We start from the raw sequence: 19,087 nt of genomic DNA, 5'->3' as shown, positions 1-19,087 counted from the left end.
TTCTCCTCATCTTCCTCGCGACGCATTTCGCCACGAGACGGAATTGGCACCTTCCCGAGCTGGGAGCCTCGCTGCGGAATGCGAGATCAGCTGGAGGGTTGCCGGGGCTTCAACGGGCCGTTCCCTCTGCCCCTCTGGATGAGCGGTATGGCACCGGGCGGACCCGGGCGTTTGTTGACACGAGCGTCATCGGTACGTCGGTAAACATCGAGGTCGACCCCGACATACGACGGCCACGTGCGTTGTTCAAGACTGTAACCGAAGGCCCGGATGGTTGAGCTAGCCGTCCGATGCGCGAGATGGATCACAGCGATCACAACAGGCCCGATCACAACAGGGGAGACACACAGGTGCTGGATGAGGTGGAGCGGTGGCTGAAGCGCCGCTCCTGGTCTGCCGACGACCGTCCGCTGGATCGCCTGCTGGCCGCGAAGCGGGCCGCGGCGACGACGGTGAGCGTGGTCCTGCCCGCCCTGAACGAGGAGGCCACGGTCGGCGAGATCGCCGACACGATCCGGCGTGAGCTGATGGGCGAGGCGGTGCCGCTGGTGGACGAGCTGGTGGTGCTGGACTCCGGTTCCACGGACCGCACCGCCGAGGTCGCCGCGGCGGCGGGCGCCACCGTGGTCCCCCGCGACTCGCTGCTGCCCCGGCTGCCCGCGCTGCCCGGCAAGGGCGAGGTGCTGTGGCGGTCTCTGCTCGCCACGAGCGGCGACATCGTCTGCTTCATCGACGCCGACCTGCGGGAATTCGAACCGCGCTTTGTCTCGGGAATCGTCGGTCCGCTGCTGACCGACCCCACGCTGGAGCTGGTCAAGGGCATGTACGACCGCCCGCTCGGCGAGGTGGCGGGCCAGGGCGGCCGGGTCACCGAGCTGGTCGCCCGCCCGCTGCTGAATCTGCACTGGCCCCAGCTGGCCGGATTCGTCCAGCCGCTGGGCGGGGAGTATGCGGCGCGCCGCTCGCTGCTGGAGCGGCTGCCCTTCCCGGTCGGCTACGGCGTCGAGCTGGGACTGCTGGTGGACGCGCTGCACACAGTGGGGCTCGACGCGCTCGGCCAGGTGGACATCGGGGTGCGCAAACACCGCCACCAGGACGGGCAGGCGCTCGGCCGGATGGCGGCCGCGATCTACCGCACCGCACAGCTGCGGCTGGCCCGGGGCCACCTGGTGCGGCCGCGGCTGACCCAGTTCGACCGGGGCGAGAACGGCTTCGAGCCGCGCACCACGGCCGTGGACACCGAGGAGCGGCCGCCGATGATCGAGATCCCGGAGTACACGGCGCGGCGCGCGGCGTGACGCCGGGCCGGCGGCTCGGCGGGTCAGCGGCTCAGCGGCTCGGCGCTCGCGGAGGGATTGCGTCTTGGCGCCCTCGGCTCGGCGCTCGCGGAGGGACAGCGCCTTGGCGCCGCGCCCACGGCTCGGCGCTCCACGGAGGGATTGGTGTCTTGGCGCTTACGTGGCCGGAACCGGAATAGCACCTACGGGGCAAGAAACCGTACGTACGTTTGCGCGGGGCCGCGCCTGGCTAGGCTCGCGACATGGCAGTTCCGCGCACCGCCCCGATCCTGGTCGCGTCCAACCGCGGCCCGGTCTCGTACACCCTGGACGAGGACGGCTCGCTCACCGCCCGGCGCGGCGGTGGCGGGCTGGTCTCCGGGCTCAGCGCGATCGGCCCGGACGCGAACGCGGTGTGGGTGTGCGCGGCGCTCGGGGAGGGCGACCGCGAGGCGGCCCGGCGGGCCGGGGACAGCCATCTGAACCCCGGTGACACCGCCGGCCAGCAGGTGCGGATGCTCGACATCGCGCCGGACGTCTTCGCCGCCGCGTACAACGGCGTCGCCAATTCGGTGCTGTGGTTCGTCCACCATCTGCTCTACCAGACCCCGGTCGAGCCGGTCTTCGACGCGGAGTTCGCCGAGCAGTGGGCGGCCTACGAGAGCTATAACGCGGCCTTCGCGGACGCGCTCGCCCAGGAGGCGGTGGACGAGGCCGTCGTCCTGGTGCAGGACTATCACCTGGCGCTGGTGCCCGCGATGCTCCGCGAGCGCCGCCCCGATCTGCGGATCGGTCACTTCTCCCACACCCCCTGGGCCCCGCCGGACTACTACCGGCTGCTGCCGGACGACGTCGCGGCGGGTGTGCTGCGCGGCATCCTCGGCGGCGACCGCGCCGCGTTCCTCACCGAGCGCTGGGCCAATACCTTCGCCGACTGCTGCGCGGCGGTGCTGGGCGCGGAGATCGTCCGGGACGGTGACGGCAACGAGGACGGCCACGGTGACGGCATGGCGACGGCCGTGCGCTTCGAGGGCCGGGAGACCCGGCTGGGCGTCCACGGCCTGGGCGCCGACGCGGACTTCCTGCGGGAGCGGTCGCGCCGGGCCGATGTGGACGAACGGCTGAGCACTCTGCGGGCGCAGATCGGGCCGGGCCGGAAGTCGATCGTCCGGGTGGACCGCACCGAGCTGTCCAAGAACATCGTGCGCGGGCTGCTGGCCTACCGGCGGCTGCTGGAGACCCGCCCCGAGTGGCGCGAGCGCGTGGTGCACGTCGCCTTCGCCTACCCCTCGCGCCAGGACCTCGCGGTCTACCGCGACTACACCGAGCGGGTGCGGCGGATCGCGGGCGAGATCAACGAGGAGTACGGCACGGAGGGCTGGACCCCGGTCGCCCTGCATGTGAAGGACGACTTCGCCCGGTCCCTCGCGGCCTACCGGCTGGCGGACGTGGCCCTGGTCAACCCCATCCGGGACGGGATGAACCTGGTGGCCAAGGAGGTCCCGGTGGTCTCCGAGCGGGGCTGCGTGCTGGTGCTGTCGCGGGAGGCGGGCGCGTACGCCGAGCTGGGCGAGGACGCGCTGGTGGTGAACCCGTACGACGTGGAGGGCACGGCCCGCGCGCTGCACGAGGCCCTGCGCATGAGCGACGGCGAGCGCGCGGACCGCACGAAGCGGCTCGCCGCCGCGGCGACCGCGCTACCGCCACAGGCATGGTTCCTGGCGCAGCTGCGGGCGCTGTAGACCGGCGCTGTCCGGGTACAGCGCTGCGGACCGGCGCTGTCCGGGTACAGCGCTGCGGACCGGCGCCGTCCGGGTACAGCGCTGCGGACCGGCGCCGTCCGGGTACAGCGCTGCGGACCGGCGCCGTCCGGGTAGCAGCCGCCGTCCCGCCGCGCCCTACGCGGCTTCGCCGCTGACCGCCGCGGCCAGGGCCGACAGCAGGTCCACCACGCCCGCCGGGCCGTCGACCACCAGGTCGGCCCGCTTGGCGAGCTCGGTCACCTCCGTGCTGCCGCTGCACACCAGTACCCCCGGCACGCCCTCCTCCCGCAGCCGCTCCACCGCCGCGAACGCGGCCAGGTCACCCAGGTCGTCGCCCGCGTAGAGCACGGCTTCCGCGCCCGTCCGCCGTACGTAGTCGGTGAGCGCGACGCCCTTGTCCATGCCCGGCGGGCGCAGCTCCAGCACGAAGCGGCCGGGCTCGACGATCAGCCCATGACGCTCGGCGAGGGCGTGCAGCGGCGCGCGCAGCCGCTCGAACGTGGCCTGGGGGTCCTCGGCGCGGCGGGTGTGGACGGCGACGGCGCGGCCCTTGTCCTCGATCCAGGTGCCGCGCGAGGCGCCGTGCTCCTCGAGGACGGCGGGGAGTTCGGCCTGGACGGCGGCGACGCCGGGGTGCGGTTCGGGCGCCTGGACCTCGCCGCTGCCCGCGTCCCAGCGTTCCGCGCCGTAGAGGCCGAGGACGACGAGCCCGTCCAGCCCCTCGGCCCCGGCGAACCCGCCGTACCGTACGGCGATCTCGGCCGGGCGTCCGGTGATCACCGCGACGGAGCGGATCCCCGGGGCCAGCCGGGAGAGCGCGGGGACGGCGCCGGGGTGAGCGCGGGCCTGGTCGGGGTCGGGGACGATCTCGGCGAGGGTGCCGTCGAAGTCGAGTCCGACGACGGCGCGTCCGGGCCGTTCGAGGAGGGCTGCGAGGCCCTCACGGCCGGCGGAGGTGGTGGGTACGGGGACGGGGTGACTTCCCATAGCGCTGCCCATGGCGGTGACCCTACCGGGCCCGGCGGCACGGCGGGCTTCGCCCGAGCGTCCCCCGGGTGAACGCGCCGCGGGCGCCCGCCCGGTGAACGCCCCGGGCGCCCGCCCGGTGAACGCGCCGCGGGTGTCCCGCCGTGCACGACCGCACGGCCGCACGGCCGCACGACCGCACGACCGCACGACCGCCGCATCGGTGAACGCCACACGACCGTCCCACGGGTCGACGGCTCGGCCGTCCCGCCGACGATGCGCGTCAGCGCCGTTCGCGGCGCTCGTCCCTGATCCGGCGCAGCCGGTTGACGGTCACCGGGTCGTGCTCCAGGGCCCTGGGGTCGTCCAGCAGTGCGTTCAGCAACTGGTAGTAGCGGGTCGGGGAGAGGCCCAACCGCTCCCGTATCGCCCGCTCCTTGGCGCCGGGGCCCGGCCAGCCGCGCCGCTCGACGGCGAGCACGGCCAGGTCTCGCTCCGACAGCCCGGCATCCGGGCCCGGATCCTGATCCCGCTCCCGCCTCTGATCCCGCCCTTGGTCCCGCTCCCGCCCCTGGTCCCGCCCCTGGTCTCGCTCCCGCCCCTGATCCCGCTCCCGCCCCTGGTCCTCGGCCTGATCCTGGTCCCCGGCCTGGTCGGCGGGGTCGTCGGAAGGGCCGGGGCCGGGCGTGTCCACTGTCATGCCCCCGCATTCTCCATGGCGTCGGCCTCCCGCTGGATCTGGCCCAGCACGCTCGCCGGGTCGCCGCCCTTGGCCACGGTCGAGCCGATCTTCTGCTTGATCAGCTTGCTGACCTCCGCCCAGGAGGTCTTGTCGGCCGGGTAGAACTCCGCGCTCTCCAGTTCGTCCAGGAACCGCCACAGCCGCTTGTACTCACGGTCGCCGAGCATCGTCTGCTCGACGGCGGTGGTCACCGGCAGCAGGTCGTACTCGGTGACGAAGTCCAGCACGTTGTCCTCGGTGTAGACGAAGTCGAGGAACTTCCCGATCTCCTTACGGTGGCCGTTCTGCTTGAAGGCCATCAGCCAGTCGGCGACGCCCATCGTCGACGGGGACTTGCCCCTGCGGCCGGGCAGCGGCGCGGTGCCGTACGTGATGCCGTGGCCGGACGCCTGCTGCATCAGGGTGGGGTGGCCGTTGAGCATGCCGACCTCGCCGCGGGCGAAGGCGTCGAAGGTGTCCTGCCGGTTGGTGCGGGCCGGGGAGCCGGGGCCGGTGAGGTCCGCGCCGACGAGTTCGTCCCGCAGCCATTCGAAGGCTTCGATGTTCTGGGTGGAGTCGATGGTGTAGCTGCCGTTGCCGTCGGTGTAGCCGCCACCGCCGCTGAGCATCCACATCATGGTCTCGGCCTGGCACTCCTCGGGGCCGAGCGGCAGCCCGTACGGGATCTTCACCCCATTGGCCTTGAGCCGGGTGGCCGCCTCCTTGAGCTCGTCCCAGCTGGTGGGGGCGGAGGATATCCCGGCCCGGTCGAAGAGCTTCTTGTTGTAGAAGAGCAGCCGGGCGCTGGCCACGAACGGCACCCCGTACTGCACCCGCCGCACCTCACCCGCATGGGCGATCGAGGTGATGAAACCGGCCTGGGTGGGGATGGAGAGCATCTCGTCGGCGCGGTAGAGCTTGCCCTGCGCGGCGTAGTCGGCGTACGCGCCGATCTGTGCGATGTCCGGGGCCTGACCGTCCTTGACCATCTCGGCCACCCGCCGGTCCACCTCGGTCCAGCTGTAGACCTTGACGTCGACCTTGAGGCCGCCGTTCTTGGCCTCGAAGGCGCGGGCCACCTTGTTCCAGTACTTCTGGGAGCTGTTGGCGGTGCTGTCGCCGTAGTCGGCCGCGACCACCTTCAGGGTGACATCACCGTCGGACCCGGAGCTGTCACTGCCGCAGGCCGTGAGTCCTGGTGCCGTCGCCACCGCCGCGACACCCGCCGTTGTCAGACCCAAGAACCGTCGCCGCTGCACTGCTGTTTTCCCACCCTATGGATTGCTTCATCCTCAAGAGTCCTCCCCCGAGGTCGAGCGAGTCTGCCTTGCAAACCTCCACAAGGTCTACACCATGGGCATATCGCTTCGGTATCGGAGCCCAATTGCCCAGGTGAGCGGGGCGCTACACGCGTAAGTGGGATGTGTCACCCAGCCACAAACGGAGGGCCTGGTTCACACCAACTCCGCTACGGGCGACGGCGTGATCTCCCGACGAGAAGCGGCGAGTGGACTAGACCTCTCATGGTGGATCGCGCGAGACTGTTCCATGTGAAACACGTCATCGCCCTGGATGTGGGCGGCACCGGTATGAAGGCCGCCCTGATCGGGGCGGACACCACACTCCTCCACGAGGCCAGGAGGCCCACCGAGCGGGAGCGCGGACCCGAGGCGGTCGTGGCCGCGATCCTCGACTTCGCCGCCGAGCTGCGCGCGATCGGCGAGCGGCGGTTCGGCGGCCCCCCGCTGGCCGCGGGGGTCGGCGTGCCCGGGGTCCTGGACGAGGACCGCGGGGTGGCCGTCTTCGCCGCCAACCTCGGCTGGAGCGACGTCCCGCTGCGGGCGATGCTCACCGATCGGCTGGGCGGGATCCCGGTCGCGCTCGGCCATGACGTCCGGCTGGGCGGACTGGCCGAGGGGCGCATAGGAGCGGGCGAGGGCGCCCAGCGCTTCCTGTTCGTCTCCGTCGGCACCGGCATCGCGGGCGCCATCGGCGTCGACGGGCGCATCGACCCCGGAGCCCACGGCTCCTCCGGCGAGATCGGCCATATCGTCGTCCGGCCGGGCGGCGCCGCCTGCGGCTGCGGTCAGTCCGGCTGTCTGGAGACGCTCGCCTCGGCGGCCGCGGTGGGCCGCGCCTGGGCCGACGCGAGCGGCGATCCGGCCGCGGACGCCGCCGACTGCGCCAAGGCCGTCCGGTCCGGCGATCCCAGGGCCGTGGCCGTGTGGGGGGAGATGGTGGGCGCGCTCGCCGACGGCCTGGTCACCGCCCTCACCCTGCTGGACCCCGGTGTGCTGATCGTCGGCGGTGGGCTGGCCGAGGCCGGGGAGACGCTGTTCGCGCCGCTGCGCACCGCGGTCGAGGAGCGGCTCACCTTCCAGCAGCTCCCCCGTATCGTCCCGGCGGCCCTCGGGGACACCGCCGGCTGCCTGGGCGCGGGTCTGCTCGCCTGGGACCGACTCTCCACGGAGGTAACCGCCTGATGGTCCAGCGAACGCATCTCACCGGCGCCCGGGTGGTCCTGCCGGACGGCGTGGTCGACAACGGGCGGGTGACGGTCGAGGGCACGCGCATCACGGCGGCGGGACCAGCGGCGGGACCAGCGGCCGGACACACTGCGGGACCGGCGGCGGGACCGACCTCCGGACCTGCGGCCGGACCGGCGGCGGGACTGACGGCCGGACCTGCAGCCGGACCGGCGGCGGGACCGACTTCCGGACCTGCGGCCGGACCCACGGCGGGACTGACGGCCGGACCTGCAGCCGGACCCACGGCGGGACCGACCTCCGGACCTGCGGCCGGGTCCTCGACGGGCTCCGCGTCCGGCGGCGGCGAGCGGGCGCTCGACCTGGCGGGCGGCTGGATCGTCCCCGGCTTCGTGGACCTGCATGTGCACGGCGGCGGCGGTGCCTCGTTCTCGGCGGGCACCCCCGAGGAGGCCCTGACCGCCATCCATACGCACCGGCGGCACGGCACCACCACGATGCTCGCCTCCACCGTCACCGGCGATCTGGACGACCTCGCCCGGCAGGCCGCCGCCCTCTCGGAGCTGGTGGAGCAGGGCGAGTTGGCGGGCATCCACTTCGAGGGGCCGTTCATCTCCCCCGACCGCTGCGGCGCCCACCAGCCCTCGCTGCTGCGCGCGCCCGACCCGGCGGATGTGCGCAAGCTGGTGGACGCGGCGCGCGGCACCGCGCGGATGATGACCCTCGCCCCCGAACTGCCGGGCGGGCTGGAGTCCGTACGGCTGCTGGCCGACAGCGGGGTCCTCGCGGCCGTCGGCCACACCGACTCGACGTACGAGGCGACGCTGGAGGCCATCGAGGCGGGCGCGACCGTGGCGACCCATCTGTTCAACGCGATGCCGTCGCTGCTGCACCGCGCCCCCGGCCCGGTGGCCGCGCTGCTGGAGGACGAGCGGATCACCGTAGAGCTGATCAACGACGGCACCCATCTACACCCCGCCGTCCTGGGGCTGGCCTTCCACCGGGCGGGCGCCGACCGGGTCGCCTTCATCACCGACGCGATGGGCGCGGCGGGCATGAGCGACGGCCGCTATCCGCTCGGCCCCATGGAGGTCGAGGTCAAGGACGGTGTCGCGCGGATCAGCGACGGGCCGACGGCCGGTTCCATCGCGGGTTCCACCCTCACCCTGGACCGGGCCTTCCGGCGGGCCGCCACGATCGACGGGCTCGGCGTCGAGGCAACCGTAAGGGCGCTGTCCGCGACCCCCGCCCGGGTGCTGGGCATCGCCGACCGGGTGGGTTCGCTCGAGCCCGGCAAGGACGCCGATCTCGTCGTGCTCGACGACGACTTCCGGCTGCGGGGCGTAATGCGCCGGGGCACTTGGGTGGTCCATCCCGAACTTGGCTGAAGTGTCCTGATTTCAGGCCGGGGTGACGGTGTGTTGGCACCGTCCGAGACTGTCCGGAACGACACGGAGGTCTGGGCCGAAGCCACTCGTTTTGGCATGATCGCTCGGGCACGGGAACGGGCACGCACGACTCGGGTACGCACTGCTCGGGCACGGGTACGGCTCGGGTACGAGAACGGCACGGGTACGGGCAGCTCGGGTACGGCACGAGTGCGGCTCGGGTACGGGTACAGCTCGGGTACGGCTCGGGTACGAGTACAGCTCGAGCACGGGTATAGCTCGGGCACGAGTACGGCTCGGCACACAGTCGCATTCAGCACAGGAGTCTCCGTCCGGCGGGGGGACGGGAGAGGGGATGCCAGGGTGATCCTCACGGTCACGCTCAACACCGCCCTCGACGTCACCTACCGGGTGCCGGAACTGCGCCCGCACACCACCCACCGCGTCACCGAGGTCACCGAGCGGCCCGGCGGCAAGGGCCTCAACGTGGCCCGGGTGCTGGCCGCGCTGGGCCATGACACCGTCGTCACCGGCTTCGTCGGCGGGGTCACCGGCGCGGTGCTGCGGCAGCTGCTCGCCGAGATCGCCACGCCCGGCGGCGGCCCCAAGGCCTCTCGCGGCACGATCACCGACGCGCTGGTCCCGATCGCCGGCACCACCCGGCGCACCATCGGCGTCGTGGACGCCGCCACGGGCGACACCACCCAGTTCAACGAGCCGGGCCCGATCGTCACCACCCCCGAGTGGTCCACCTTCATGGACGGTTACGGCCGGCTGCTGCGCGAGGCGTCGGCGGTCGCGCTGTGCGGCAGCCTGCCGCCCGGGGTCCCCGTCGGGACGTACGCCCAGCTCATCCGGGAGGCGCATGCGGCGGGGGTGCCCACCCTGCTGGACACCAGCGGCGAGCCGCTGCGCCGGGGCATCGCCGCCCGCCCCCATCTCGTCAAGCCCAACGCCGACGAGCTCGCCGGGCTCACCGGCTCCACCGACCCGCTGCGCGCCGCGCGCGACGCCCGGCGGCGCGGGGCACGCGCGGTGGCCGCCTCGCTGGGCCCCGACGGCATGGTCGTGGTCACCGCACACGGCGCCTGGCGCGCCACCCCGCCGCGCCGGCTGACGGGCAATCCAACGGGCGCCGGGGACGCGGCGGTCGCGGGGCTGCTGTCCGGGCTGGTCGAGGAGGCGCCCTGGCCGGACCGGCTGGCCCGCGCCGTCGCCCTGTCGGCGGCGGCCGTAAGGGCCCCGGTGGCGGGCGAGTTCGACCCCGCGGTCTACGACGAGGCGCTGGCGCGGGTCGAGGTGACGGAGCACCCGGCGGCGGCGTGAGCAGCCGCCGAGCGCCGTCCCGGTCCTAGCCCTTGCCCTTCTCCAGCCACATCTGATCGATGTTGGCGTCGCACTTGTCGCCGGGGTCACACGACACGGTGATCGTGTTGGTGCCCTTGGAGAGCTGGACGATCGACCAGGTCTCGGTCCAGCCCTTCTCGTAGTCGCCCTTCGGCGCGCCCGAGAAGTTCTTCATGTTGAGCGGCCGTGTCTCCTTCTTGCCGTTGATCGTCAGCGACATGCTCTGGTCCTCGCCCGGCACGCCGTAGGTGACGTACAGCCGGTAGGACTTCGCCTTGGCCACGTCCAGGCTCCAGGTCGCGGACGAGCCCGGGGTGTTGAGCCCGCCGACGTAGGTGCCGCCCGCGGCCTTGGCGCCCTTGATGTCGCTCGCGGCGGCCGCACCGCCGGTCAGCTTCATCTTCGCGGCGTCCTCGGTGGGCAGCTTCTCGTCACCCGGGCCCTTGGCGGGCCCGGAGGGCTCGCTGGGCCGGACGGAGGAGCCCGCCGTGGGCTGGCCGGTCGGGTCGGCCTGGTCGTCCTTGTTGTCGTCACCGTTTGTGATCATGGCGACGCCGATGCCCACGAGGACCACCGCGACCACGGCGATGGCGCCGATGAGCAGTCCCTTGTTGTTGGGGCCGCGGCCGCCTCCGCCATGGCCGCCGCGCGGGGCGGCCGCACCGGGCTGGCCGGGCGCGCCGCCGGGCAGGGTCTCGGGGGCGGCGTAGTGGGCGTTCTGCCGACCGTAGCCGCCCTGCTGGCCGTACCCCTGCGGCTGCTGGTTCGGGATCTGCTGGCCGTAATTGCGCTCACCCACCGCGCGGACCTGGTTGTACGAGGTGCGGGGAACCCCTGGCTGCGCCGGGCCCGGGTAGCCATAGCCACCGGTGCGGGGGGCGGCACCCGGCTGGCCCGACTGACCGCCCTCATTCCCTTGATCGCCCTCCGAGCGATACAGGTAGGCGAACGGGTCGTCGTTCTCCGGTGTGCCCGAGCCGTTGTTGCCGGCCGTCATCCCTCGTCACTCCCCTATGCATATGGCCATCGGCGCAGGATCAGAACGCGCCACGACAGCTCATATCAGGGTCGAGAGGGCCTCAACAGGGCGTGTGCTGTCCGGATGGCCAATATTCACGATCGGTTCACTGTCGGCGGCAGGGCCGCATCGGCGCAGCCTACCGCGACCGAGCGCCCCCCTACCTCATCCGGCCCGGCGGCGCTCCTTGGAGCGGGACCGCTTCTCGATGTACATCCGCTGGTCAGCGGAGTGCAGCACTTCTTCGGCCGACATTCCGCAGCCCGCCCAGCCAATACCGAAGCTGGCGCCGACCCGGACGGCCCGGCCGTCCACCCGGATGGGCGGAATGATCGCGTTCCGTAGCCGTACCGCCAGGTCAGCCGCGTCGGCCCGGCCGAGGCCGTCGGCGAGGACGACGAACTCGTCACCGCCGAGGCGGGCGACCGTGTCCCCTTCCCGCACTCCGTTGGTCAGCCGGCGGGCGACCTCGATGAGTACGGCGTCGCCCGCATGGTGCCCGAACCGGTCGTTGATGGACTTGAAGCCGTCGAGGTCGCAGAAGAGCACCGCGAGCCCCTTGTGGCCGTCGTCGATGTCGGAGTCCTCGTTGGGCGGGACGGTGTGCACATGACCGTCGAACGGTGCGGTCTCGACCGGGGGCAGGGTGCCGAAGCACTCGAAATCGTCGAAACCGTGCAAATGCCCCGCCGCGTCCACATAGACCCCGCCGGAGCCCGCGACACCGCCGTCCGACGCGCCCCCGTCCTCGTACCCCCCGCCCGGCCGGGGCGGGGTGGCGCACAGCCGGGCGGCCAGCCGGGCGCGCAGCTCGGCGCTGTTGGGCAGGCCGGTCAGGGAGTCATGGCTGGCGCGGTGGGCGAGCTGCAGCTCATGGCGCTTGCGCTCCTCGATGTCCTCGACATGGGTGAGCAGGAAGCGCGGGCCGTCGGCGGCGTCGGCCACCACCGAGTTGCGCAGCGAGACCCAGACGTACGAACCGTCGCGGCGGGCCAGCCGCAGCTCGGCGCGGCCGCCCTCGGCGGAGGTGCGCAGCAGGGTGCCGATGTCCTCGGGGTGGACCAGGTCGGAGAAGGAGAAGCGGCGCATCGTGGAGGCCGGGCGGCCCAGCAGCCGGCACAGGGCGTCGTTGGCGCGCAGCAGCCGGCCGTGCTGATCGCCGCCCATCTCGGCGATGGCCATGCCGCTGGGCGCGTACTCGAACGCCTGCCGGAAGGACTCCTCGCTGGCGCGCAGCGCCTGCTGTTCGCGCTCCAGGCGCAGCAGGGCGCGCTGCATGTTGCCGCGCAGCCGGGCGTTGCCGATCGCGACGGCGGCGTGGAAGGCGTACATCTGGAGGGCCTCGCGGCCCCAGGCGCCGGGGTGGCGGCCGTTGCGCGGTTTGTCGACGGACAGGACGCCTATGAGCTCACCGCCGGAGGCGCCCGCCGCGTAGAGCGGGGCGAACAGGCGGTCCATCGGATGCCATTCGTCGGGGAAGCGGGGCGCGGGCCCTGGGGTGTGCCACTGCGGGACGTCGTCGTCGTCGAGGACCCAGCCCTCGCTGTACGGGATGAAGCGCAGATCGCCCCAGCGCTCGCCCATGGACAGCCGGCGCTCCCAGGAGCAGCGGGAGCCGACCCGCCCGGCCATCAGCGCCTCGGCCCCGGCGCTGCCGCCGACCGCGGCGACGACGAGGTCCCCGTCGGGGCGGACGAGGTTGACGGCCGACAACTCGAAGCCGAGTCCGGCGATGACACCGTCGGCGACGGTCTGAAGCGTGTCGGCGAGGCTGCGGGCGGTGTTCAGATCGGCGACTACCTGGTGCAGCTGCCGCAGTGTCGCGAGGCGGATGTACGGCTCCGACTCGGTCTCCATCGATCGCACTCCCCCGAGACCTCGACAGCAAACTCCTGGCGTCTTGTCGTCCGATTGCCACGGCCACTGAATCACAGCGAGCTGTCCACTCGGTACACAGGGTCAACAATTACCGCCTGCTGTGACTCATGTCACAGACCGTGTTCACTTCTTCAACAGCGCGGGTGGGAGCGCTCCAAGTTTTTGTGATCGCAAATCCCGGAACGAGGGCGCCTGGCCATGCAAGGCGGCCGCCCGGGAAGCCCGGACACCCTCCGGCTCGGCGCCGGGCCTACGGCCCGCGACCTACACCCTGAGTGGTCCCCGGGCCCGATGCGGGGACCGGCCGGGGGCGGTTAGCGTCGAAGGGTGCTCCCGACGACTCCTTCCAGCCCAGCCGAGCCCGCCGTCCCCCATGCTGGTGGGGTGAGCGAGGACGAGTTCCGCATCGCGCTGTCGCGGTTCACCGCGGGTGTGGTGCTGGTGACCGCGCACGACCCGGAGGAGGGGCCGCGCGGCGAGGACGTCGGCATGACGGCCACCGCGTTCATGTCAGTGTCACTTGACCCGCCGCTGGTGATGGTGAGCGTTCGCAACGGGTCCCGGATGGACGAGCTCCTGGAGCGACAGCCCCACTGGGCGGTATCGGTCCTGTCGCAGGGTCAGCGGCACATCGCCGGACGATTCGCCATGAAAGGTCGCATCAGCGACAGATTGCTGTTCGAGGACATGTCCGTGGCGCGGGGCGAGCATACGGACGCGCCGCTCGCGGTGGGCGCGCTGGCGACGCTGGAGTGCCGCACCGAGCAGCGGGTGACGGCCGGGGACCACACGCTGGTGGTGGCCCGGGTGCTCGCCGCGGCGGCACCGGCCGCGGAGGGCGGGCCGCTGACGTACTTCAGGGGGCGCTACCGGACGCTGGGGTGAGGGCGCTGAGGTGAGGAGCGCCGAAGACGTGGCGGCCGGGGAACGGTGACCGGGTGGACCGGGAACGGTGACCGGGCGGCCCGGGGAACGGTGACCAGGCGGCCCGGGCGGCCCGGCCCGGGGCTACGTCGAGCCCGGTCCGGGGCTACGCCCAGCTCGTCCCGGGGCTACGTCCAGCCCCGCCCCGTACGCCCCCGCTTGGTCTCGCTCCGCTGCTTCTTCTCGCGCAGCCGCCGCTCGTTGATGCCCCGGGGGATCCGGGTGGGGCGGCGCGGCTTGGGCGGTGGCGCGGTCGCCTCCGCGAGCAGTGACGCGAGCCTTACGGCGGCCGTCTCGCGGTTGCGCCACTGCGAACGGTGCTCGGAGGCCCGTACGGTCACCACCCCGTCCACCAGCCGGCCCGCCAGCCGCTCCAGGGCGCGCTCCTTCCATACGGACGGCAGCGCCTCGGTGCGGGCGAGGTCGAAGCGCAGCTCGACCTGGCTGTCACTGGTGTTGACGTGCTGTCCGCCGGGCCCGGAGGACCGCGAGAAACGCCACATCAACTCGGCCTCCGGCAAGGAGACCGAACCTCGGATGACATAGGGCGCGGGCATGTCCCCCATGGTCGCCTGCCGACCCCGGCGGCGTCATCTTGTTATCTCGTCGTACCCCGACATCAGGGTTTGGCAAAGAAAGTAAAGAGAGCTGGAACCTGTCGGGGCGTTCATGGCGTTGTGGAGGGTGACGACGGCTTCGCCCGTCGCCTCGGACCATAGAGACCACGAAAGGGACTCCCCATGGCTGTAAGCCTGTCCAAGGGCGGCAACGTCTCGCTCACCAAGGAGGCACCGGGCCTGACCGCCGTCACGGTCGGCCTCGGCTGGGACGTCCGCACCACCACGGGCACCGACTTCGACCTCGACGCGAGTGCCATCGCCGTGAACACGAACGGCAAGGTCTACTCCGACCAGCACTTCGTGTTCTTCAACAACAAGTCCACGCCGGACCAGACCATCGTCCACACCGGTGACAACGTCACCGGCCAGGGCGAGGGCGACGACGAGCAGATCAACATCAACCTGGCCGGCCTGCCGGCCGACGTGGAGAAGATCGTCTTCCCGGTCTCGATCTACGAAGCCGAGTCCCGCAGCCAGAACTTCGGCCAGGTGCGGAACGCGTTCATCCGCATCGTCAACCAGGCCGGCGGCACCGAGATCGCCCGCTACGACCTGAGCGAGGACGCGGCCACCGAGACCGCCATGGTCTTCGGCGAGCTGTACCGCAATGGCGCGGAGTGGAAGTTCCGCGCCGTGGGCCAGGGCTACGCCTCCGGCCTGGTGGGCATCGCCAAGGACTTCGGCGTCAGCGTCTGAGGTTCCACCAGCGCACCACCACCGAGGGCCGCCCCCCAAACCGGGCGGCCCCCCCCCCGGGGCACGCGCCAGAGACCCCCCCCCCCCCCCCCCCCCCCCCGCGGCCCCCCGAGACCGCCTGGGAGAGGGCCCGCTTGCGGCGGGCGTGGGCCTTGGGCGGGTCGTCGGGGGCGGCCGTGGCGGAGAGGCCGGCGGCGGACCAGGTCAGGGCCATGGCGAGGACCAGCGCGAGGACGTCCTGGGGGTCGATCGAGGCGGTGACACGGCCGGCGCGCTGGGCCTCGGCGATCGCCTGGAGTTTGACGGTGACGGCGGATGACTCGGTCACCAGGTTGTCGGTCACCAGGTTGTCGGTGACCACTCCTTCGAGCTTGGCCCAGGTGGCCAGGCGGATCAGTTCCGGCCGCTCGATGGCGGTCTCGTAGAGCCGCACGGCGTACCGGGGAAGGTCGTCGGCCGTGAACGGGACGGCGTCGACGACGGCGTCGGCGTGGAGGCGGAAGACGGCGCCGAAGAGGCCGAGCTTGTCCCCGAAGTAAGCGTACAGCTGCGCCTTGTTGACGTCCGCGGCGGCCGCGATGCGGTCGACCCGGGCGCCCGCGATGCCATGGGCGGCGAAGTCGGCGGTGGCCGCGTCGAGCAGGCGGCGGCGGGTGGCATCGCTTTTCCGGGGAGACACGGGAGTCAGGTTACCAACTGGTTAGTTGCCAGCGTTGGGCATGGGCGCGTAGCGTACAAAAATCCAACCAACTAGTTAGTTAGAAAATGAGGTGGGGACGCATGTCCGTGCGCGCATACGCGGTGGAGCAGGCCGGTGGGCCCGTACAGCGGCTGGAGTACGAGCCGGAGCCCCTGGGGCCCCTGGAGGTCGACGTCGCCGTGACGCACTGCGGCGTCTGCCAGACCGACGTCAGCCTGGTGGACGACGTGTACGGCTTGTCCCGGTTCCCGGTGGTCGCGGGGCATGAGGCGGTCGGTGTGGTCGAGGCCGTGGGCAGCGCCGTCGACGGCACGCGCCTGGCCGTGGGTCAGCGCGTGGGCGTCGGCGCGGTGGCCGGGGCGTGCTTCACCTGCGAGTGGTGCCTCACCGGCCGGCAGTATCTGTGCCCGCACAAGGACGACACGGCGCTGCGCGGCGACCGCGGCGCGTTCGCCACCCGGGTGCGGGCGAGCGACTGGCGGTATGTCCAGCCCCTGCCCGACGCCCTCGCCTCCGAGCACGCGGCGCCGCTCCTGTGCGCCGGGATCACGGTCTTCTCGGCGATCGCCCGGAACGGGGTGCGACCCACGGACCGGGTCGCCGTGGTGGGCGTGGGCGGCCTGGGCCACCTCGCGATCCAGTTCCTCGCCAAGTGGGGCTGCCATGTGACCGCCATCTCCTCGACGGCGGCGAAGGCGGACGACGCCCGGCGGTTCGGCGCCCATGAGTTCATCGTCGCGGATGAGGGGCTGCAACGGGCCGCGGGCTCGTTCGACTTCATCCTCTCGACCGTCTCGGCCGATCTGCCGTGGGACACGTACCTCGCGGCGCTGCGCCCGCAGGGGACGCTGTCCGTGGTCGGCGTTCCCCACGGGTCGTTCAGCTTCCACCCGTTGAGCCTGCTGCCGGGCGAGAAACGGATCGTCGGCGGCGTCGTGGGATCAGCGGAGGAGAACCGGCGGATGCTGGACTTCGCGACGCGGCACGGCATCCGCCCGGCCGTCGAGACGTTCCCGGTCGCGCGCATCGACGAGGCGCTCGACCACGTCCGCCGCGGACGCGCGCGCTACCGGGCGGTGCTGGAGTTCTGACGCTGGGCCGTGCCCCCGGGAATCGCGGCCGCGCCCGCGCCCCGCACCCAGATCGCCTTCTCGTCGCGTACACAGCAACGCACGGCAACTCCGCCCTCCGCGCCCGCCGATCGCCCCGCCGCGCTCGCCACCTGGGCGATCGGCCGGGTCCTGCCCCCGCCCCGGCCGGAGGCACCGATGCGGCAGGGGCATGACGTAGTGGCATAAGTCGGCATCAACCAGCCGTTGTTGTCTCATGCCTCGCTGACCGAATTCGCCCCTACTTGAACAACGTCGAGTCAAATTCTTGTTACGCGCCTACCCCAATCGATCGTTCAATGACAATCTCTGGTCGGCCCGCCGCACGTCTTCTGACTCCGCGGTAAGGCCCTCATGCACCTCTCTGTGCACCACTCGCACCACTCCTGCTCGACCGGACGGCCCACCCATGGCTGTCCGTACCCCCTACGCAGGGCCGCGACCCGGCGGCCCCAAGGCAAGGAGACCGAGTGAGACCCATCGCTTCCTCCCCCCGTAAGAAGACCGTCCGCGTGGCGGCGCTCGTCGCCTCCGCCGCCATGGTCGTCATCGGCGTGCAGACCGGCCAGGCCAGCGCCCAGCCGGAGCACTCCCGCGAGGCGGGCGCCACGGCGCTTCCGCTGACCGCGGGCGAGCGCGCCACCGCGATCAAGGCGGCCCAGGCCGACGCCTCCGCGCAGGCCGAGTCCCTCGGGCTCGGGGCCAAGGAGAAGCTCCTCGTCCGCGACGTCATCAAGGACGCGGACGGAACCGTTCACACCCGCTACGAGCGCACCTACGCGGGGCTGCCCGTCCTCGGCGGCGACCTGGTCGTCCACGAGAAGACCAGCGGCGCGCGCTCCGTCAACAAGGCCACCGACGCGCGGATAGCGGTCAAGAGCACCGACGCCGCCGTGGCCCCCTCGGCCGCCTCCGGCACCGCGCTGAAGGCCGCGCCGAAGGCGACCACCGGTGAGAAGGCCAAGTCGCCACGGAAGGTGGTCTGGGCGGCCACCGGCACGCCCGTCCTGGCCTGGGAGACCATCGTCACCGGCACGCAGGCCGACGGCACCCCGAGCGAGCTGCACGTCGTCACCGACGCCACCACGGGCAAGAAGCTGTCCCAGTGGGAGGGCGTCGAGACCGGCACCGGCACCAGCAAGTACAGCGGCACGGTGCCCCTGGGCACCACCAAGAGCGGCTCCACCTACAGCCTCACCGACTCCACACGGGGCAACCACAAGACGTACGACCTGAACCAGGGCAGCTCGGGAACCGGCACCCTGTTCACCGACGCGGACGACGTATGGGGCGGCGGACGCCAGACCGCCGGCGTCGACGCGCACTACGGCGCGGCCGAGACCTGGGACTTCTACAAGGAGTTCCTCGGCCGCAACGGCATCAAGAACAACGGCGTGGGCTCGTACTCCCGCGTCCACTACGGCAACAGCTACGTCAACGCCTTCTGGCAGGACTCCTGCTTCTGCATGACGTACGGCGACGGCTCGGGCAACGCCAACGCGCTGACCGCGATGGACGTGGCCGGCCACGAGATGAGCCACGGTGTGACCGCGGCCACCGCGAACCTCAACTACTCCGGTGAGCCCGGCGGTCTCAACGAGGCCACCTCCGACATCATGGCCACCGCGGTGGAGTTCTACTCGGGCAACTCCGCGGACGCCGGTGACTACCTCATCGGCGAGAAGATCAACATCAATGGCGACGGCACCCCGCTGCGCTACCAGGACAAGCCCAGCAAGGACGGGGCGTCCAAGGACTACTGGTCCTCGACGCTCGGCAACCTCGACGTCCACTACTCCTCCGGCCCCGCCAACCACTTCTTCTACCTGCTGTCCGAGGGCAGCGGCGCGAAGGTGATCAACGGCGTGAGCTACAACAGCCCGACCTCCGACGGCTCGACCGTCACCGGGATCGGCCGGGACAAGGCCATCAAGATCTGGTACCGGGCCCTGACCACGTACTGGACCTCGACGACCAAGTACGCGGGCGCCCGCACCGGCACCCTCAGCGCCGCGTCCGACCTCTACGGCGCCAACTCCACCGAGTACAAGGCGGTCGCCGCCGCCTGGACCGCGATCAACGTGAAGTAACCGGTCCGCTGAAGGGATGAGGGGGCGCACCCGGGGGCCGGGGCGGGCCGGGGCGGGGCGAGCGCGGGGGGGGGCGGGGGGGGGGGCTGGGACCGCGGGGGGGC

16 protein-coding genes and 1 riboswitch are annotated in these 19,087 nt (G+C 72.0%); of the genes, 9 read left to right on the top strand and 7 right to left on the bottom strand.

Annotated elements, in window-relative coordinates:
- Window positions 1–3: 3 nt before the first annotated feature.
- A riboswitch (SAM riboswitch) is annotated at window positions 4–145 on the bottom strand.
- Window positions 146–350: 205 nt separating this feature from the next.
- Together ACFXB5_RS07145 and ACFXB5_RS07140 are read left to right on the top strand one after the other, a co-directional pair.
- Entirely contained in the window at window positions 351–1,298 is a 948-nt protein-coding gene (locus ACFXB5_RS07145) for a glucosyl-3-phosphoglycerate synthase (protein ID WP_385203503.1), read from the top strand.
- A 242-nt stretch (window positions 1,299–1,540) separates the two neighbouring features.
- On the top strand, window positions 1,541–3,019 hold the full coding sequence (locus ACFXB5_RS07140; protein ID WP_385203500.1) for a trehalose-6-phosphate synthase: 1,479 nt from the start codon (window positions 1,541–1,543) through the stop codon (window positions 3,017–3,019).
- Window positions 3,020–3,175: 156 nt separating this feature from the next.
- Here the strand turns inward: ACFXB5_RS07140 and otsB are convergent, their stop codons facing one another.
- From otsB to ACFXB5_RS07125, 3 genes are all read right to left on the bottom strand, one after another.
- Entirely contained in the window at window positions 3,176–4,039 is an 864-nt protein-coding gene (gene otsB / locus ACFXB5_RS07135; protein ID WP_385203497.1) for a trehalose-phosphatase, read from the bottom strand.
- 250 nt (window positions 4,040–4,289) lie between these two features.
- Window positions 4,290–4,508 carry a DUF3263 domain-containing protein gene (locus ACFXB5_RS07130; protein ID WP_121825225.1) on the bottom strand — a complete coding sequence of 73 codons (219 nt, stop codon included), beginning with the start codon at window positions 4,506–4,508 and terminating at the stop codon, window positions 4,290–4,292.
- Between the two features lie 194 nt (window positions 4,509–4,702).
- Window positions 4,703–5,986: an extracellular solute-binding protein gene (locus ACFXB5_RS07125; protein WP_385203494.1), complete on the bottom strand. Its 1,284-nt coding sequence runs from the start codon at window positions 5,984–5,986 to the stop codon at window positions 4,703–4,705.
- 291 nt (window positions 5,987–6,277) lie between these two features.
- Between ACFXB5_RS07125 and ACFXB5_RS07120 the strand changes: the two genes are divergently transcribed.
- The 3 genes from ACFXB5_RS07120 to ACFXB5_RS07110 all read left to right on the top strand — a co-directional run bounded on the left by ACFXB5_RS07120 (window position 6,278) and on the right by ACFXB5_RS07110 (window position 9,927).
- Complete coding sequence (locus ACFXB5_RS07120; protein ID WP_385203491.1) at window positions 6,278–7,210, top strand: ROK family protein; 933 nt, start codon at window positions 6,278–6,280, stop codon at window positions 7,208–7,210.
- Complete coding sequence (gene nagA, locus ACFXB5_RS07115) at window positions 7,210–8,601, top strand: N-acetylglucosamine-6-phosphate deacetylase (protein WP_385203488.1); 1,392 nt, start codon at window positions 7,210–7,212, stop codon at window positions 8,599–8,601. The genes ACFXB5_RS07120 and nagA overlap by 1 nt, the downstream gene beginning before the upstream one ends.
- 363 nt (window positions 8,602–8,964) lie before the next feature.
- Window positions 8,965–9,927, top strand: a complete 963-nt coding sequence (locus ACFXB5_RS07110) for a 1-phosphofructokinase family hexose kinase (protein ID WP_385203486.1) — start codon at window positions 8,965–8,967, stop codon at window positions 9,925–9,927.
- Window positions 9,928–9,952: 25 nt separating this feature from the next.
- Here the strand turns inward: ACFXB5_RS07110 and ACFXB5_RS07105 are convergent, their stop codons facing one another.
- Together ACFXB5_RS07105 and cdgB are read right to left on the bottom strand one after the other, a co-directional pair.
- A complete protein-coding gene (locus tag ACFXB5_RS07105) occupies window positions 9,953–10,945 on the bottom strand; it encodes a carbohydrate-binding protein (protein WP_385203483.1) in 993 nt (330 codons plus the stop codon).
- 186 nt (window positions 10,946–11,131) lie between these two features.
- Window positions 11,132–12,823 carry a diguanylate cyclase CdgB gene (gene cdgB, locus ACFXB5_RS07100; protein WP_385203479.1) on the bottom strand — a complete coding sequence of 564 codons (1,692 nt, stop codon included), beginning with the start codon at window positions 12,821–12,823 and terminating at the stop codon, window positions 11,132–11,134.
- Window positions 12,824–13,171: 348 nt separating this feature from the next.
- Between cdgB and ACFXB5_RS07095 the strand changes: the two genes are divergently transcribed.
- Window positions 13,172–13,729: a flavin reductase family protein gene (locus tag ACFXB5_RS07095; protein ID WP_385203476.1), complete on the top strand. Its 558-nt coding sequence runs from the start codon at window positions 13,172–13,174 to the stop codon at window positions 13,727–13,729.
- Window positions 13,730–13,896: 167 nt separating this feature from the next.
- Here ACFXB5_RS07095 and arfB read toward each other — a convergent pair whose 3' ends face one another.
- Window positions 13,897–14,334, bottom strand: a complete 438-nt coding sequence (gene arfB / locus ACFXB5_RS07090; protein WP_385203473.1) for an alternative ribosome rescue aminoacyl-tRNA hydrolase ArfB — start codon at window positions 14,332–14,334, stop codon at window positions 13,897–13,899.
- 174 nt (window positions 14,335–14,508) lie between these two features.
- Here arfB and ACFXB5_RS07085 point away from each other — a divergent pair, with 174 nt between their 5' ends.
- Entirely contained in the window at window positions 14,509–15,084 is a 576-nt protein-coding gene (locus ACFXB5_RS07085; protein WP_201852443.1) for a TerD family protein, read from the top strand.
- Here ACFXB5_RS07085 and ACFXB5_RS07080 read toward each other — a convergent pair.
- Window positions 15,074–15,763, bottom strand: a complete 690-nt coding sequence (locus ACFXB5_RS07080; protein WP_385203470.1) for a TetR family transcriptional regulator — start codon at window positions 15,761–15,763, stop codon at window positions 15,074–15,076. The two genes, ACFXB5_RS07085 and ACFXB5_RS07080, sit on opposite strands and share 11 nt — an antisense overlap.
- A 101-nt stretch (window positions 15,764–15,864) precedes the next feature.
- On the opposite strand from ACFXB5_RS07080, the gene ACFXB5_RS07075 reads away from it, so the two are divergent.
- Together ACFXB5_RS07075 and ACFXB5_RS07070 are read left to right on the top strand one after the other, a co-directional pair.
- Window positions 15,865–16,875: an NAD(P)-dependent alcohol dehydrogenase gene (locus ACFXB5_RS07075; protein ID WP_385203468.1), complete on the top strand. Its 1,011-nt coding sequence runs from the start codon at window positions 15,865–15,867 to the stop codon at window positions 16,873–16,875.
- A 488-nt stretch (window positions 16,876–17,363) separates the two neighbouring features.
- Window positions 17,364–18,983 carry a M4 family metallopeptidase gene (locus ACFXB5_RS07070; protein WP_385203465.1) on the top strand — a complete coding sequence of 540 codons (1,620 nt, stop codon included), beginning with the start codon at window positions 17,364–17,366 and terminating at the stop codon, window positions 18,981–18,983.
- The last annotated feature ends 104 nt before the right edge of the window (window positions 18,984–19,087 follow it).

Source organism: Streptomyces sp. NPDC059455 (assembly GCF_042750115.1).
Lineage (GTDB): Bacteria > Actinomycetota > Actinomycetes > Streptomycetales > Streptomycetaceae > Streptomyces > Streptomyces endocoffeicus.
The sequence above is the reverse complement of the archived record's forward strand: the minus strand, read 5'-3'. Positions and strand labels throughout refer to the sequence as shown.